General features: G+C 69.4%; 20 protein-coding genes and 1 pseudogene. 6 read left to right on the plus strand and 15 right to left on the minus strand.

From position 1 onward, the window contains the following. Positions 1-51 precede the first annotated feature (51 nt). Positions 52-828, plus strand: coding sequence for a MaoC family dehydratase (locus CA983_RS28940; RefSeq protein ID WP_086603792.1), 777 nt, complete (start codon positions 52-54; stop codon positions 826-828). Positions 829-952: 124 nt separating this feature from the next. Here CA983_RS28940 and CA983_RS28945 read toward each other — a convergent pair whose 3' ends face one another. The 9 genes from CA983_RS28945 to CA983_RS28980 all read right to left on the minus strand — a co-directional run bounded on the left by CA983_RS28945 (position 953) and on the right by CA983_RS28980 (position 7,489). Next, a complete protein-coding gene (locus tag CA983_RS28945) occupies positions 953-1,642 on the minus strand; it encodes a TetR/AcrR family transcriptional regulator (RefSeq protein ID WP_086603777.1) in 690 nt (229 codons plus the stop codon). Positions 1,643-1,719: 77 nt separating this feature from the next. After that, positions 1,720-3,021: a dicarboxylate/amino acid:cation symporter gene (locus CA983_RS28950; protein WP_086603778.1), complete on the minus strand. Its 1,302-nt coding sequence runs from the start codon at positions 3,019-3,021 to the stop codon at positions 1,720-1,722. 62 nt (positions 3,022-3,083) lie between these two features. Continuing rightward, positions 3,084-3,161 carry a putative leader peptide gene (locus tag CA983_RS49260; protein ID WP_341866701.1) on the minus strand — a complete coding sequence of 26 codons (78 nt, stop codon included), beginning with the start codon at positions 3,159-3,161 and terminating at the stop codon, positions 3,084-3,086. A 164-nt stretch (positions 3,162-3,325) separates the two neighbouring features. Then, entirely contained in the window at positions 3,326-3,631 is a 306-nt protein-coding gene (locus CA983_RS28955) for a DUF4229 domain-containing protein (RefSeq protein WP_086603793.1), read from the minus strand. A gap of 106 nt (positions 3,632-3,737) precedes the next feature. Then, positions 3,738-4,262, minus strand: coding sequence for a GNAT family N-acetyltransferase (locus CA983_RS28960; protein WP_086603779.1), 525 nt, complete (start codon positions 4,260-4,262; stop codon positions 3,738-3,740). A 15-nt stretch (positions 4,263-4,277) separates the two neighbouring features. Next, positions 4,278-4,928: a UdgX family uracil-DNA binding protein gene (locus CA983_RS28965; protein WP_086603780.1), complete on the minus strand. Its 651-nt coding sequence runs from the start codon at positions 4,926-4,928 to the stop codon at positions 4,278-4,280. An 86-nt stretch (positions 4,929-5,014) separates the two neighbouring features. After that, positions 5,015-6,178 carry an aminofutalosine synthase MqnE gene (mqnE, locus tag CA983_RS28970; RefSeq protein ID WP_086603781.1) on the minus strand — a complete coding sequence of 388 codons (1,164 nt, stop codon included), beginning with the start codon at positions 6,176-6,178 and terminating at the stop codon, positions 5,015-5,017. Between the two features lie 89 nt (positions 6,179-6,267). Beyond that, positions 6,268-6,723 carry an Lrp/AsnC family transcriptional regulator gene (locus CA983_RS28975; protein WP_059424549.1) on the minus strand — a complete coding sequence of 152 codons (456 nt, stop codon included), beginning with the start codon at positions 6,721-6,723 and terminating at the stop codon, positions 6,268-6,270. A 79-nt stretch (positions 6,724-6,802) separates the two neighbouring features. Beyond that, positions 6,803-7,489 (minus strand): UbiX family flavin prenyltransferase, encoded by a 687-nt coding sequence (locus tag CA983_RS28980; RefSeq protein WP_086603782.1) that lies wholly within the window; start codon positions 7,487-7,489, stop codon positions 6,803-6,805. A 91-nt stretch (positions 7,490-7,580) separates the two neighbouring features. On the opposite strand from CA983_RS28980, the gene CA983_RS28985 reads away from it, so the two are divergent. Continuing rightward, entirely contained in the window at positions 7,581-8,183 is a 603-nt protein-coding gene (locus CA983_RS28985) for a rhomboid family intramembrane serine protease (RefSeq protein WP_086603783.1), read from the plus strand. Here the strand turns inward: CA983_RS28985 and CA983_RS28990 are convergent. The 3 genes from CA983_RS28990 to CA983_RS29000 are packed head-to-tail and all read right to left on the minus strand — an operon-like array spanning position 8,180 to position 10,940. Beyond that, positions 8,180-8,575 (minus strand): Uma2 family endonuclease, encoded by a 396-nt coding sequence (locus CA983_RS28990; RefSeq protein WP_086603784.1) that lies wholly within the window; start codon positions 8,573-8,575, stop codon positions 8,180-8,182. The two genes, CA983_RS28985 and CA983_RS28990, sit on opposite strands and share 4 nt — an antisense overlap. A 14-nt stretch (positions 8,576-8,589) precedes the next feature. Beyond that, positions 8,590-9,492, minus strand: a complete 903-nt coding sequence (gene mqnP, locus CA983_RS28995) for a menaquinone biosynthesis prenyltransferase MqnP (RefSeq protein WP_086603785.1) — start codon at positions 9,490-9,492, stop codon at positions 8,590-8,592. Beyond that, complete coding sequence (locus CA983_RS29000; RefSeq protein WP_086603786.1) at positions 9,489-10,940, minus strand: menaquinone biosynthesis decarboxylase; 1,452 nt, start codon at positions 10,938-10,940, stop codon at positions 9,489-9,491. Before CA983_RS29000 ends, mqnP begins: the two co-directional genes overlap by 4 nt. A gap of 69 nt (positions 10,941-11,009) precedes the next feature. Here CA983_RS29000 and CA983_RS29005 point away from each other — a divergent pair, with 69 nt between their 5' ends. The 3 genes from CA983_RS29005 to CA983_RS29015 all read left to right on the plus strand — a co-directional run bounded on the left by CA983_RS29005 (position 11,010) and on the right by CA983_RS29015 (position 12,353). Then, positions 11,010-11,309: a PLD nuclease N-terminal domain-containing protein gene (locus tag CA983_RS29005; RefSeq protein WP_086603787.1), complete on the plus strand. Its 300-nt coding sequence runs from the start codon at positions 11,010-11,012 to the stop codon at positions 11,307-11,309. Between the two features lie 91 nt (positions 11,310-11,400). After that, positions 11,401-12,009: a DUF6232 family protein gene (locus tag CA983_RS29010; RefSeq protein ID WP_086603788.1), complete on the plus strand. Its 609-nt coding sequence runs from the start codon at positions 11,401-11,403 to the stop codon at positions 12,007-12,009. Continuing rightward, positions 12,006-12,353: a hypothetical protein gene (locus tag CA983_RS29015; protein ID WP_086603789.1), complete on the plus strand. Its 348-nt coding sequence runs from the start codon at positions 12,006-12,008 to the stop codon at positions 12,351-12,353. Before CA983_RS29010 ends, CA983_RS29015 begins: the two co-directional genes overlap by 4 nt. A gap of 1 nt (position 12,354) precedes the next feature. Here the strand turns inward: CA983_RS29015 and CA983_RS48245 are convergent, their stop codons facing one another. Together CA983_RS48245 and CA983_RS47275 are read right to left on the minus strand one after the other, a co-directional pair. Beyond that, on the minus strand, positions 12,355-12,468 hold the full coding sequence (locus CA983_RS48245; RefSeq protein WP_244207147.1) for a DUF397 domain-containing protein: 114 nt from the start codon (positions 12,466-12,468) through the stop codon (positions 12,355-12,357). Continuing rightward, positions 12,416-13,375: a helix-turn-helix domain-containing protein gene (locus tag CA983_RS47275; protein ID WP_208637065.1), complete on the minus strand. Its 960-nt coding sequence runs from the start codon at positions 13,373-13,375 to the stop codon at positions 12,416-12,418. Before CA983_RS47275 ends, CA983_RS48245 begins: the two co-directional genes overlap by 53 nt. 104 nt (positions 13,376-13,479) lie before the next feature. On the opposite strand from CA983_RS47275, the gene CA983_RS49265 reads away from it, so the two are divergent. After that, the gene (locus CA983_RS49265; RefSeq protein WP_086603791.1) at positions 13,480-14,085 is read left to right on the plus strand and encodes a DUF7848 domain-containing protein; all 606 of its coding nucleotides are present in this window, start codon (positions 13,480-13,482) and stop codon (positions 14,083-14,085) included. 331 nt (positions 14,086-14,416) lie between these two features. Here the strand turns inward: CA983_RS49265 and CA983_RS45320 are convergent. Beyond that, positions 14,417-14,533 (minus strand): annotated as a pseudogene (locus tag CA983_RS45320) (aminoglycoside phosphotransferase family protein); the annotation flags it as partial. Positions 14,534-14,536 lie beyond the last annotated feature (3 nt).

The raw sequence follows: 14,536 nt of genomic DNA on the forward strand, positions 1-14,536 counted from the left end.
GCTGTCCCCCTTCAAACGCCCGGCCCCCGACGCGCAGTTCCCGCGCACCCGCTGTCCCCCTTCAAACGCCCGGCCCCCGACGCGCAGTTCCCGCGCACCCGGCTCGTCCTGCCCGGCCTGCGCGTCGACCTCGCGCGGCTGGCGGCGTACGAGCGGGTCTGCGGGTTCCCGACCGGGGACGACGCGCTGCCGCCGACGTATCCGCACGTGCTGGGCTTCCCCCTGGCCATGCGGCTGATGAGCGGCCGGGACTTCCCGCTGCCGCTGCTCGGCCTCGTCCACACCTCGATCACGATCACCCGGCACCGGGCGATGCCGGCCACCGGGGCGTACGAACTCATGGTGCGCGTCGAGGGGTTGGCACCCCACCGGCGCGGCACTGAGGCGACCGTCGTCACCGAGGTGCGGGAGGGCGGGGACGTCGTATGGGAGTCGAGGAGCACGTACCTCGCCCGGCACCGCACGCGACGGCCCGCCGAGGCTCCCCGGGAAGGGGTACGGAAGCCGCCGCCGGCCGTGGCCGAGTGGCGGCTCGCCGAGGACGTCGGACGGCGGTACGCGGCGGCGTCCGGCGACCGCAACCCGATCCACCTCCACCCGCTCACCGCCCGCCTGTTCGGCTTCCCCCGGGCCATCGCGCACGGCATGTGGACCGTCGCCCGCTGCCTCGCCGCACACGGCACGCCGGACTCCTGCCACGTACGCGCGCAGTTCCGGGCACCGGTCCTGCTGCCCGGGACGGTGACGTACGCCGCGGAGGACGGCCGGTTCGAGCTGCGGGGCCGGGAGGACCGGATCCATGTGACGGGCGACGTCTCCCCCACCTGAGCGCGCCCGCCTGCTGTTCCTCAGGCGGTGACGGGGGAGGCGTATCCCCCCTGTACTCCCGCCTGCTGCTCCTCAGGCGGTGACGGGGGAGGCGTATCCCCCCTGTACTCCCGCCTGCTGCTCCTCAGGCGGTGGCGGCGGAGGCCTGTCCCACCTGAACGCCCGCCTGCTGCTCCTCCGGCGGTGACCACGGGCGCCCCGCCATGAGGTCGCCCAGGCCCGCCCAGGCGAAGTTCATCATCGTGGCCGCGGCCTGGCGGGCCGTGACGCCCGGGGTGGCGTTGGCCCAGGCGGCGAGCGACTCGGCGGCGCCGACCAGGGCCTCGGCGAGGCCGGCGACCTCGCGTTCGGGCAGGTCGGGGTCGCGATGGGCCTCGCGCGCCGCGGCGAGGATCAGCTGCGTCACGAACGCGACGATCTCCTCGCGCATCGCGGTGACTTCGGAGGCGAAGGGCTCGCCGTGCGTACGGGCCTGGAGGTGCAGGACCGCCCAGGCGTCCGGGTTGCGCGCGGTGTGCGCGAAGAACGCGCCGAGCCCCTCCCAGAGTTGCCGGTCGGCGGCCAGATCGGGCCGGACACCGGCCCGGACCGCCTCGACGAGTGCCTTGGCCTCGCGGCGGATGCAGGCGGTGAAGAGGTCTTCCTTGGAGTTGAGGTACAGGTAGACCAACGGCTTGGACACGCCCGCGAGTTCGGCTATCTCGTCCATCGACGCGGCCATGTACCCCCGTTGTCCGAAGATCTGCACGGCGGCGTCCAGCATCTGCTGTTCACGGACCGCACGCGGCATCCGCTTGGTCTTCACGGCACCCATACCGCTTAGCGTACGGTCCCCCCGGCCGGCCCCCGGCCGGGAAACCGGAGGAGGGCCGGCCGGGGGGCGTCGGCGCGTCAGGCCGCGGCGGGGACCTGCTCGGGCTGTGCGTCGCGCGGCTCGTCCAGGGAGGAGCCGTCGGCCGTGGCGTAGGCCGTGCGGTCGAGCAGGTTCTCGCGGGCGGAGACCAGGACCGGGATCAGGGCCTGACCGGCGACGTTGGTCGCGGTGCGGATCATGTCGAGGATCGGGTCGATCGCGAGGAGCAGGCCCACGCCCTCCATCGGCAGGCCGAGGGTGGAGAGGGTGAGGGTCAGCATGACCGTCGCGCCGGTGAGACCGGCGGTGGCGGCGGAGCCGACCACCGAGACGAACGCGATCAGCAGGTAGTCGCCGACACCCAGCTGGATGTCGAAGATCTGGGCGACGAAGATCGCGGCGATGGCCGGGTAGATCGCGGCGCAGCCGTCCATCTTGGTCGTCGCGCCGAACGGCACCGCGAAGGACGCGTACTCCTTCGGCACGCCGAGCCGCTCGGTGACCTTCTGGGTCAGCGGCATCGTGCCGACCGACGAGCGGGAGACGAAGGCCAGCTGGATCGCGGGCCAGGCGCCCTTGAAGAACTGGACCGGGTTGACCTTGGCGACGGTCGCGAGCAGCGTCGGGTAGACGCCGAAGAGCACGATCAGGCAGCCGACGTAGATGTCGGCGGTGAACGTCGCGTACTTGCCGATCAGGTCCCAGCCGTAGGTGGCGATGGCGTTGCCGATGAGGCCGACGGTGCCGAGCGGGGCGAGCCGGATGACCCACCACAGCGCCTTCTGCAGCAGTTCGAGGACGGACTCGCTGAGGGTGAGGATCGGCTGGGCCCTCTCACCGAGCTGGAGGGCGGCGATACCGGCGACGGCGGCCATGAAGACGATCTGCAACACGTTCAGTTCGGTGAACGGCGTGATGACGTCGGTCGGCACGATGCCGGTCAGGAAGTCGATCCAGGAGCCGGTGTCCTTGGGCTTCGCACCGTCCTGGGGGGTGAGACCGGTGCCGGCGCCCGGGTTGGTGACCAGGCCGATGACCAGGCCGATGCTCACCGCGATCAACGACGTGGCCATGAACCACAGGAGGGTGCGCGAGGCCAGGCGGGCCGCGTTGTTGACCTTGCGCAGGTTGGTTATCGAGACCAGGATCGCGAAGAAGACGAGCGGGGCGACGGCGAGCTTCAGCAGGCCGATGAACGTGTCGCCGACCTTCTCCAGCGTCGTGACCAGCCAGGACAGGTCCTGGCTGCGGGCGAGCCAGCCGAGCAGCACACCCAGGACGAGACCGGCGATGATCTGAGCCCAGAAGGGCACCTTGAAGGACTTCGTGTGTGAGGACACGGACTGGCTCCGTTGAGGGACGCGTAGGGACTGACGTGGGCGACGACGGGGGTTGCGTTACGTCAGGGACGACAGGTAGCGGACGCGCACCGACAGAGATCCACGTGCAGGCGCGCCACGAGCAAAGCGCTCAGGGGCATGGGGCGCGCGACTGCTGACTTCATGACATCGACCTTAACACCTGAACTTTGAGGACCTCAAAGCCTGGCTTTGACAGGCCGAAATGCGACTCCACCCACACATGACAAAGCGCCCCGTTTCCGAGCAAGCACGGAAACGGGGCGCTGTACGCCGGTACGGGACCTTACGAGGTCTGGGTCTGGCCCTGCGCCCGGGAGGCGTCGTCGGCGACGTCCTCCTGGCTGCGGTTGGCCTCCAGGTTGGCCTTCATCCGGTCCACCCGCTGCGCGATCTGCACGGACGCCCGGTCCCGCTCCTTGCGCAGCACGACGAAACTGATCGGCGCGGAGAACAGCAGGGCGAGCATGACGATCCACAGGCCGTTGCTGGAGCCGAGGCCGCGCGGGGCGAGGCCGGAGTAGACGAGGCCCCAGACGACCACGAGGCAGCCTGCGAAGATCCCGAGGCGCATCAGCGTGTAGCGGAGCATCTCAATCCACTCTTCCGGTTCGAACGGCCAGAACGCACCCAAAGGGGCACCGTCCAGTGAAGCACGCCGGGCGGCCGATCTTGCAGGGGGGTACGAGGCCGCGGGGTCACTTCAGCGGCAGCAGCATGATGATGTCCTCCCGGTCGTCGCCGGGCGCCACCCGGATCGCGCCGGGGATGCGGCCGACCTCCTTGTAGCCGCAGGTCTCGTAGAACCGCTCCAGGCCGAGCCCCCCGCGGCAGGTGAGGCGGATCGCCTCGATCCCGTCGATGCCCCGGGCCGCGTCCTCGGCGGCGGCCAGCAGCTCACGCCCGTAGCCTTTGCCCTGATGGCGCGGGTGCACCATCACCGTGTAGAGCCACAGCCAGTGCGTCATCAGGTGGTGCGTGTTGAAGGTGAGGAACGCGGTCGCCGCGACGCGTCCCTCCTCGTCGTGCCCGACGAGCAGTCTGACCCGCCCCTCCGCCATCGACGCGAAGTGCTGCACCAGCCAGGGACGGATGTCCTCCCGCGTCACCGGCGGCACGAAGCCGACGGCCCCGCCGGCGTTGGAGACGTCGGCCCACAGGTCGAGGATGCCGTCGCGCAGCTCGGGCGTGACGGCAGGATCGAAGGTGAAGGTAAGGGGCATGGGCGATTGTAACTATTACCCCAACGCCTGCGCCGCCACTTTCAGATCCGACAGCAGCCCTCGGTACGCCGCCTCCCGGTCGTCCGCCCGCAACACCGACGACGGGTGGACCGTCGGCACCAGCCGCTCCGGCCGGCCGTGGATCTCCTCCTCCAGCACCGTGCCGCGCACCTGCGTGACCCGGAAGGAGGACCCGAGCAGCGCCTTCCCGGCGGTGGCCCCCAGGACGACGATCAGCTCCGGCTCCACGACCGCGAGCTCCGCGGCCAGCCAGGGCCCGCACGCGGTCATCTCGCGCAGATTCGGCGCCTTGTGGATCCGGCGCTTGCGCGGCTCGGCCTGGGTGAACTTGAAGTGCTTGACCGCGTTGGTGACGTAGGCCTCGGCAGGGTCGATCCCCGCCTCCTCCAGCGCACGGTCCAGGAGCTTCCCGGCGGGCCCGACGAACGGCTTCCCCTGCCGGTCCTCCTGATCCCCGGGCTGCTCCCCGACCAGCATGACGCGAGCGTCCTTGTTCCCGGCCCCGAACACGGTCTGGGTGGCGTCCCGGTGCAATGGGCACCCCCGGCACTCGGCCGCGGCCCGCCGCAGAGCGGTCAACCCGCCGCGATCAGGAACGAAGGGTTCTGCGGTGTAGGCGTCTTCAGGCGCCTTGGTGGCAACCATGCCGGCCGAGTACCCACCTAAGGGGCGCGGGGAACTGCGCGACCAGCCCCCACGACCCGCACCCGCACCGGCACCGGCACCCGCAATCAGACCCGCATCGGCTGCGGCGACTCCCGACGCTCCGGGTCAGGCCCTTCATACTCGCGAATGATCTCGTACCGCGTATTCCGCTCCACCGGCCGGAAACCGGCATCGCGAATGAGATCCAGCAAGTCCTCACGGGTCAACTTGTTCGGCGTCCCGAAGTTGTCCGCATCATGCGTGATCTTGTACTCGACGACCGAACCGTCCATGTCATCGGCGCCGTGCTGGAGCGCGAGCTGCGCGGTCTGCACACCGTGCATGACCCAGAACACCTTGACGTGCGGCACGTTGTCGAACAGCAGCCGCGACACCGCGAAGGTCTTCAGCGCCTCCGCCCCCGTCGCCATCTGCGTCCGCGCCTGAAGGCGATTCCGCACCTTGCCGTCCTGCACGTCGACGAAGTCGTGCTGGTACCGCAGCGGGATGAAGACCTGGAAACCCCCGGTCTCGTCCTGGAGCTCACGCAGCCGCAGCACATGGTCCACCCGGTGCCGCGGCTCCTCGATGTGGCCGTACAGCATCGTGCACGGGGTCTTCAGACCCTTCTCGTGCGCGAGCCGGTGGATGCGGGACCAGTCCTCCCAGTGGGTGCGGTGGTCCACGATGTGCTGCCGGACCTCCCAGTCGAAGATCTCCGCACCACCGCCGGTCAGCGACTCCAGCCCCGCGTCGATCAGCTCGTCCAGGATCTCGGACGCGCTCATCCCGGAGATGGTCTCGAAGTGGTGGATCTCCGTCGCCGTGAAGGCCTTCAGCGAGACGTGCGGCAGCGCGGCCTTCAACTCCCGTAGCGAGCGCGGGTAGTAACGCCACGGCAGGTTCGGGTGCAGCCCGTTGACGATGTGCAGCTCGGTGAGGTTCTCGCCCTCCATCGCCTTCGCGAGCTTGACGGCCTCCTCGATGCGCATCGTGTACGCGTCCTTCTCCCCCGGCTTGCGCTGGAAGGAGCAGTACGCGCAGGAGGCCGTGCACACGTTGGTCATGTTGAGGTGACGGTTGACGTTGAAGTGCACCACGTCGCCGTTCTTGCGCGTGCGCACCTCGTGTGCGAGGCCGCCGAGCCAGGCCAGGTCGTCCGACTCGTACAGCGCGATGCCGTCCTCACGAGTCAGCCGCTCACCGGAGCGGACCTTCTCCTCCAGCTCGCGCTTGAGCCCGACGTCCATTGCCACACCTTTCTCCGACAGCCCGACCAACCGTACTCCCCCACCCTTCGGGCGGGGGGACCCCCATACGGCGCTACGCGCCTATGCCTCTATGCCTCTTCCGGCAGCTCCCCGACCCGGTTCTCCCACTTCGTGGAGAGCACGATGGTCGTACGCGTCCGGGAGACACCCTTGGTGCCGCTGAGCCGCCGGATGATCTTCTCCAGGCCGTCCACGTTCTCCGCCCGCACCTTGAGCATGTACGAGTCGTCGCCCGCGATGAACCAGCAGTCCTCGATCTCCGAGAGGTCCCGCAGCCGCTGTGCCACGTCCTCGTGGTCGGTGGCGTCGGAGAGCGAGATGCCGATCAGGGCGGTGACACCGAGGCCGAGCGAGGCGGCGTCGACGGTGGCCCGGTAGCCGGTGATGACACCGGCCGCCTCCAACCGGTTGATGCGGTCGGTGACGCTCGGTCCCGACAGTCCGACGAGGCGTCCCAGCTCCGCGTAGGAGGCCCGGCCGTTCTCCCTCAGGGCCTGGATGAGCTGCCTGTCCACCGCGTCCATTGCGATCGAAGCCTTCCGCTGAAGTTGTCTGAAAAGTCTGTGGTTGTGATGACGTACAGATGCCGTGCAGGGGTGTGGCTCAGCCGGCGCGGTGTGATCCGCCGCCGAGCTCACCTTGCCAACGGCGGTAGAGCCGGTGCGGCACGCCCGCCGCGTCGAGTACGCGTCCGGCGACGAAGTCCACCAGGTCCTGGATGTGCGTCGCGCCCGCGTAGAAGGCGGGTGAGGCGGGCACGACGGTCGCGCCCGCATCGTCGAGGGTGACAAGGTGCCGCAGGGTCTGGCCGTTCAGCGGGGTCTCACGTACGGCCACGATCAGCTTGCGTCCCTCCTTCAGGGTCACGCTCGCCGCCCGCTGCAACAGGTCCTTCGACAGCCCGAGCGCGACCCCGGCCACGCTCGCGGTCGAGGCGGGCACGATGAGCATGCCCTTGGTCGGGTACGACCCCGAGGAGGGTCCGGCGGCCAGGTCGCCGGCGCTCCAGTGCCGTACGGCGTCGATGTCCACGGAGAACGTGCCGGGCTTGCCGTCGGCGCCCCGGGACAGCCATTCCCGCAGGTCGTCCTGCCAGTGGGCGTCCCGGAAGGAGATCCCGGTCTCGTCGAGCAGGGTGAGCCGGGAGGCGCGGGACACCACGAGGTCGACGCTCTCGCCGGCGGCGAGGAGGGCCCGCAGCACGGCAGCGGCATACGGGGTGCCGGAGGCGCCGGACACCCCTACGATCCAAGGCGTACGCGGTGTCTCGCCTGGCTTGACTGGGTTCACAACACCGAGCCTATCCGGCGTCGCAGGGTGGGAACCGGCCAAGGGGGGCCGGGCGTTCCCCGGAGGGGACGAGCGAGCGCTGGGGGTCGCCATGTCGGGTGTCGGAGCCGGTTGGTCACGCGGCGGCCGTGCGATGGCCGCGGGCAAGCTGATGCTGGCCTGGATCGCGCTGCTGTGGCTGCTGGAAGTGGTGGACGTGGTGAGCGGCCACGCCCTGGACGGCCTCGGCGTCACGCCGCGCATCCCGTCCGAGCTGGTCGACGTCGTCCCCTCGGCGTTCATCCACTTCGGCTTCGCCCATCTGGCCGCGAACACGGTGCCGCTGCTGGTCCTCGGCTTCCTCGCCGCGCTGGCGGGGCTGCGCCGTTTCCTGCTGGTCTGCGCGCTGATCGTGCTCGTCGACGGCCTGGGCGTATGGCTCATAGCCCCGGCGCACACCAACACCGCGGGCGCCTCCGGCCTGATCTTCGGCCTCTTCGGCTTCCTCCTGATCACCGGCTTCGTCGAGCGCCGCCCCTGGGGAGTCCTGGTCGGCATACTCATCGCCGCGATCTGGGGCGGCTCCATCCTGGCGGGCCTCGCCCCCACCCAGACGGGCGTCAGCTGGCAGGGCCACCTGCTGGGTCTGCTGGCGGGGGTGGCGGCGGCGTTCGTGTTCCGCCGCCGGATAGCGAGCCGAGCGCTCGCGTCTTAGGAAGGCGCCTTCGGGTCCACCGGGAGCCGGGCGGTGGGGATCGACAGCTTGCCGAGCGAGGAGTCGACGGCCAGTTCGGGGCCGTACGAGATGGTGTCGCGGCCTCGGTAGCCGTCGGGGCCGGGGTTCCACATGGTCACGACGTGGCCCTTGAGCGGATCGAGCAGGAGGTAGTTGGCGATGCCTCGCGAGGCGTACCACCGGGGCTTCATCTCGTAGTCACGGCGGACGCTTTCCGGTGACACCACCTCGGCGACGAGTTCGATCAGGTCGGCCGGATACGCAGTGCGGTCCGCGGCCGCCGCCTCGGCCGGGATGACGGCGAGGTCGGGGCAGAACTCATGCGGAAACGCGTCCTCGAAGCGGGCGAGCTGGGCACGCAGGCGGTCCATGGGCCGCACCGTATTCAGACGGTCAGGCCCCGAACCAGAAGATCCAGCAGCGCGCACACGAACAGGGCAATGCCGATGAAGCCGTTGACGCTGAAGAACGCCCTGTTGACCCGGGACAGGTCATGGGGGCGGACGATGGTGTGCTCGTACAAGAACGCGGCGGCGACCACCAGCAGGCCCAGCCAGAAGAAGGCGCCGGCGTCGGTGGCCAGGGCGTACCAGACGAACAGGGCCGTCGTGAGGGTGTGGCAGACCCGGGCGCCCCAGATCGCCGCCGGGATACCGAAGCGGGCCGGGACGGACATGACACCGATCTCGCGGTCGGTCTCGACGTCCTGGCAGGCGTAGATCAGGTCGAAGCCGCCGATCCAGATGCCCACGGCGAGGCCGAGTATCACCGCGTCCCAGGACCAGGAGCCCGTGACCGCCAGCCAGCCGCCGACCGGGCCCATCGCCTGCGCGAGGCCCAGGATGGCCTGCGGGAAGTTCGTGAACCGCTTGCCGTACGGGTAGACCACCATCGGGATCACCGCGATGGGCGCCAGCGCCAGGCACAGCGGGTTGAGCAGGGCCGCCGCGCCGAGGAAGACGACGAGGGCGATCAGGGCACCCGTCCAGGCGTGCTTCACCGACATCGCGCCGGTCACCAGTTCGCGGTGCGCCGTGCGCGGGTTCCGCGCGTCGATCTCGCGGTCGATGATCCGGTTGACCGCCATCGCGAAGGTGCGCAGGCCGACCATGCAGATGGTGACCAGCAGCAGCCGGCCCCAGTGGACGTTCTTGTCCCACTGGTACATGGCCGTCAGCGTGGCGATGTAGGCGAAGGGCAGCGCGAAGACCGAGTGCTCGATCATCACCAGCCGCAGGAAGGCCTTCGTGCGTCCCGGCTGCGGGATCGCCGCGGAAGCGGAAGTCACAGCCCATACTCCTTCCAGCGGCGGTCCACCTTCGCCGCGGTATCCGGATCGGACTCCACCATGTCGGGCCAGCCGCCGTCGCGCGTGTAGCCCTCCTCGGGCCACTTCTTCGTCGCGTCGATACCGGCCTTGCCGCCCCAGAACTGCTGGTAGGAGGCGTGGTCGAGGTGGTCGACCGGCCCCTCGACGACGCTGAGGTCGCGGGCGTAGTCGGTGTTGCCGAGGGCCCGCCAGGCGACCTCGTGCAGGTCGTGGACGTCGCAGTCGGAGTCGACGACCACGATGAGCTTGGTCAGCGACATCATGTGCGCGCCCCAGATGGCATGCATGACCTTCTGCGCGTGCTTCGGGTACTTCTTGTCGATCGAGACGATCGCGCAGTTGTGGAAACCGCCCGCCTCCGGCAGGTGGTAGTCCACGATGTCCGGCACGATGATCTTCAGCAGCGGCAGGAAGAAGCGTTCCGTCGCACGCCCCAGCGGTCCGTCCTCCGTCGGAGGCCTGCCTACGACGATCGACTGAAGCAGCGGCCGCTTCCGCATCGTCACGCAGTCGATCTTCAGGGCGGGGAAGGGCTCCTGCGGCGTGTAGAAGCCGGTGTGGTCGCCGAAGGGGCCCTCGGGCAGCATCTCGCCCGGCTCCAACCAGCCCTCGATGACGACCTCCGCCTGCGCGGGCACCTGGAGCGGCACGGTCTTGCAGTCGACCATCTCGATCCGCTTGCCCGCGAGGAACCCGGCGAACAGGTACTCGTCGATGTCCCCGGGGAGGGGGGCCGTGGAGGCGTACGTCACGGCGGGCGGGCATCCGAAGGCGATCGCGACCGGCAGACGCTCCCCGCGCCGGGCCGCCACCTGGTAGTGGTTGCGGCTGTCCTTGTGGATCTGCCAGTGCATGCCGATCGTGCGCTTGTCGTGGCGCTGGAGGCGGTACAGCCCGAGGTTGCGGATGCCCGTCTCCGGGTCCTTGGTGTGCGTGAGCCCCAGATTGAAGAAGGAGCCGCCGTCCTTCGGCCACGTGAACAGGGCGGGCAACTGCTCCAGGTCCACGTCGTCCCCGGTCAGGACGACCTCCTGCACCGGCCCGTCCTTCACCTTCTTCGGCGGCACGTGCGTCATCGCGCCGAGCTTCCCGAAGGCCTCGCGCACGCCGACGAACCCGTGCGGCAGCTCGGGCTTCAGCAGCCCGCCGATCCGCTCCGAGATCTCGGCGTACGACTTCAGGCCCAGCGCCTTCAGCAGCCGCCGGTCCGTGCCGTAGACGTTCATCGCGAGCGGCATGCTCGACCCGCGTACGTTCTCGAAGAGCAGCGCGGGGCCGCCGGCCTTCTGCACCCGGTCGACGATCTCCCCGACCTCCAGATACGGGTCGACCTCGGCCTTGATGCGCTTGAGGTCGCCCTCGCGGTCCAGAGCCCTGAGCAGGGAGCGAAGATCGTCGTAAGCCATGCGGTCCAGTATCCCCGAGCCGCTACCCTGGCCCTGAACCGCCCACCCGCTTTCGCTGAGAGGCCGCGCATGCTCCGGGTACTGATGTTCCTCGTGCCGCTGGCGCTGAGCGTGTACGCGTTCATCGACTGCATCAGCACGAAGGACGACGACATCCGTCACATGCCCAAGCCGCTGTGGGCGATCCTCGTGCTGCTGTTTCCGCTCGTCGGCTCGATCTCCTGGCTGATCGCCGGCAAGAAGCGGGGTGCGGCGGCGGGGGGCCGTCCGCGTCCCCGGCAGTGGGTGGCGCCCGACGACAACCCCGACTTCCTGAAGTCCCTCGACGACGACAAGCGGGACGACGATCCCAGGCGCGACGACTCCTGAAACGACTTGCTCTCGGGCAACGCATGGTCGTCAATGGTGTTCAGACAGTTACGGCTGTCACTCAGAACCCGTCGGCCCCCAGAAGGACTTCATGGAGATCCAGCAGCAGCCGCCGGGGCAGTGGGACGTCCCGCCCCCGCCCGCCACTCCGCCCCAGAGCATGACCGACATCGAACTGCGCGTCAGCAAGCGACTGTTATGGGTCGGCGGCGCGGCCTATCCGCTGCGGAACATCGCGCGGGTGTACACCTTCACCCTCCAGCCGAGGCGCAAGGAGGCGGTCATCCGCTTCCTCGCACGCACCGGCATCACCCTCGCCGTGGCCATCGGCCTGTCGATCATCGGCAGCGTGACGTTCCTCGCGAGTGAGTCCACGGGCAGCGGACTCCTCACCTTCGTGTGGCTCGGCTCCGGCGCGGCACTGCTCTACTTCCTCGTGGACATGCTCTCCGTCGTCACCGCCCAGTCGCACTACGTCCTCGCCATCGAGACGGCCGGCCCCTCCACCGCGATGGTGACCAGCCGGAACCCGCAGCACCTGGACCAGCTCGTGGGCTACGTCGCCGGCGCGCTGGAGAACCCGGACACCGAGTTCCATGTGACGGTCGAGCGTCTGACCATCAGCTCGCCCACCAACTACTACTTCGGCGACAACGTCAACATGTACGGCGGCAACGGCAACGTGGGGATCGCGGCATGAGCGGCAACAACTACTACTACGGCGACAACGTCACCATGCACGGCGGCAGCGGCAACACGGGCATCGTGAAGAACGGGGCGACCGGCGACGCGATGGATCCCGCCCTGCGGCTGGCCATCGCCGAACTGCTCCAGGCCGTCCGCGAGTTGCGCGACCAGCTTCCGCAGCCCAGCGCGCAGCTCATCGACGAGTCCCTGCCGGTGCTGTCGGCTGACGCCGCGCCTCCCGAGGAACGGCACCGTGCGCTGATGGCTGTCGCCGCGATCGCCGCGGCCGTCGGGGCCGTGGGCCAGCCGGTGGCGGAGGCGGCCAACCGGATCCTGCAGATGCTGAGCGGGCAGTAGTTCAGCGCACGCCGGAGAGGAAAGCGGACCAGGCGGACCGGGTGACGAGCAGGACCGGTCCGTCAGGGGTTTTGCTGTCGCGGACGGGGACGACGCCGGGGGTATCGGGGGCTATTTCGATGCAGTTGCCGCCGTTGCCGTCGCTGTAGCTGCTCTTGACCCAGGTCACTGTGCCGAGCTCGTTCCGGTCCATAGTGCTCGTACCTCTCCATCGCCTCGTGGATCAGAGCGGCGGACTGGGGAGCTGACAGGGCGTCCGCCCTGAGCACATCATAGAACTGGTTATAGCGCTCGTAGAGGGCTGGATCGTTGGTGAAGTGGCCACGGTTGAGGGACTCCGAGTAGAGCCACTGGCGCCCTTCGGGGAGCGTGATCAACGACATGGAGCCACTGGGGCGGACGATTTCGAGGGGGCCTGCGGGCGCGACCTGGATACGGATGTTGGGAAGCCGCGCGACGCTGAGCAAGTGCGCGCACTGGTCCCGCATGACATCCGGACCACCGACCACGTTGCGCAGGCAGCTCTCGTCGAGGACGACGATGTACAGCGGACCGCCATCGGCGAGGAAGCGCTGCTGTCGGCTCATCCGGGCTCGGACGCGCTCCTCCAACTCCACCCCGCTCACATAGCGCGAGGACAGCGCCCGGGCGTAGTCCGACGTCTGCAACAAGCCCGGGATGACACGCTCCTGGTACTCCCGCAAAGTGACGGCCACCTCATCCATCTCAGCCCGCCGCCGAAACCAGTCAGGATGCTCCACCTGCGGATACCAGTCGATCCGCCCCCACAACCGCAGCAACACCCCACCCGTGCCAAGAAGTTCGTCGCACTTCTTCGCGAAACTCTCCTGCGGAACCCGCGTACCCGCCTCCACCCGCGCCACGTGCGAGCGGTCGCACGGGATCTGCCTCGCCAAGCCCTCCTGCGTGAGCAGCGCCGCCTCGCGGAAATGCCGCAGCACCTCGCCGAACACGGCCGCCGTGCTCGCCCCCGACTCCGCCCCGCCGTTCCGTCGGCTCACGGCCTCCCCTTCCGTGACAGTGCACCGGTGTCACACGCCAAGCATTGAACCGGACTGTTCCCCTGCGCAACGCTCGGTACACCCAGAGTTACGGAGGTGCGCGAATGGAACCGGGAACGCTCGTCTACGATCCTGTGACGCACAAGGTCGGCGAGTACCAGGACAGGACCGGCCCGTATGTGATGCTGCGCCCGGTCGGCGGCGGCCGGGAGTGGCAGGCGGACCCGGCGAGGATCCGCGAGGCGACCCTGGAAGAGCGGCTCAGCGCGGGCGTCCGCGCGGCCAACGACCGTTCCAGGGAGGGACTGTCGGCGGATCCGATGCGGCCTCCGTCGCCGGTGCCGGGGTGCGCCACCTGCGAGGGGCTGGCCGTCCGGCGGGACAGGGCGCGGGCGGCGTTCGACGGGAGTGCCGTGACGGACGCGAACGTCCTGCTGCGCCAGCACCAGCGCGAGGAACACGGCGGGGAACCGGCGGGGCGCCGGATCTTCCGGTACGTCCCGTACTCGATCGTGCAGGACGCGTCGGCCGTCCCGGAGTACCAGGCGTACTGCGTCTCGGGAGAGGAGGAGGACTGCGGGGCGAGTTCGGGGCCGCACCAGACCCCGGCCGAGGTGGAGGAGTGGCAGCGCAGGCACACCCAGGAGACCCGGCACCTGCGCTACCGCCGCAGCTTCGCCGACTACGCGGTGCTGGAGAGGCAGGGCTGACGAGGGCGATCGAGAGCAACTGTCGGGGCCGCCCGCTTCTTGGGCAGTGTCGTGCTTCCACGGCCTGCGTCMAGGGCGCTYCGCGTCGCCTTCGGCGATGGCCCTTCGGGCCACCCTTGACCCAGGCCGTTCCAGCACGGGAGAGAAGCGAGCGAGCGGCCCGGAAAAGGCGGGTGGCCAGGGGAGTCGGGCCCTTCGGTCGGCTGCGTGGCCGCTCGGCGATGCGGCGASSCGCTCACGCCTCGCCAGCACGCCGGGTGGGCTCAGCGGMGATCGAGGGACATCGCCTCGACCTCGACGTCGATGCGGGCCTGATCGGCGTCCACCTTCACATCGCCTCGACCTCGACGTCGATGCGGGCCTGATCGGCGTCCACCTTCAAGAACACGTCGCCGACACGCAGAGTCGCGCGCTCGGAATGGGCGACGACGACTTCGACCTCATCCATGGG

The organism is Streptomyces swartbergensis (assembly GCF_002148965.1).
GTDB lineage: Bacteria > Actinomycetota > Actinomycetes > Streptomycetales > Streptomycetaceae > Streptomyces > Streptomyces swartbergensis.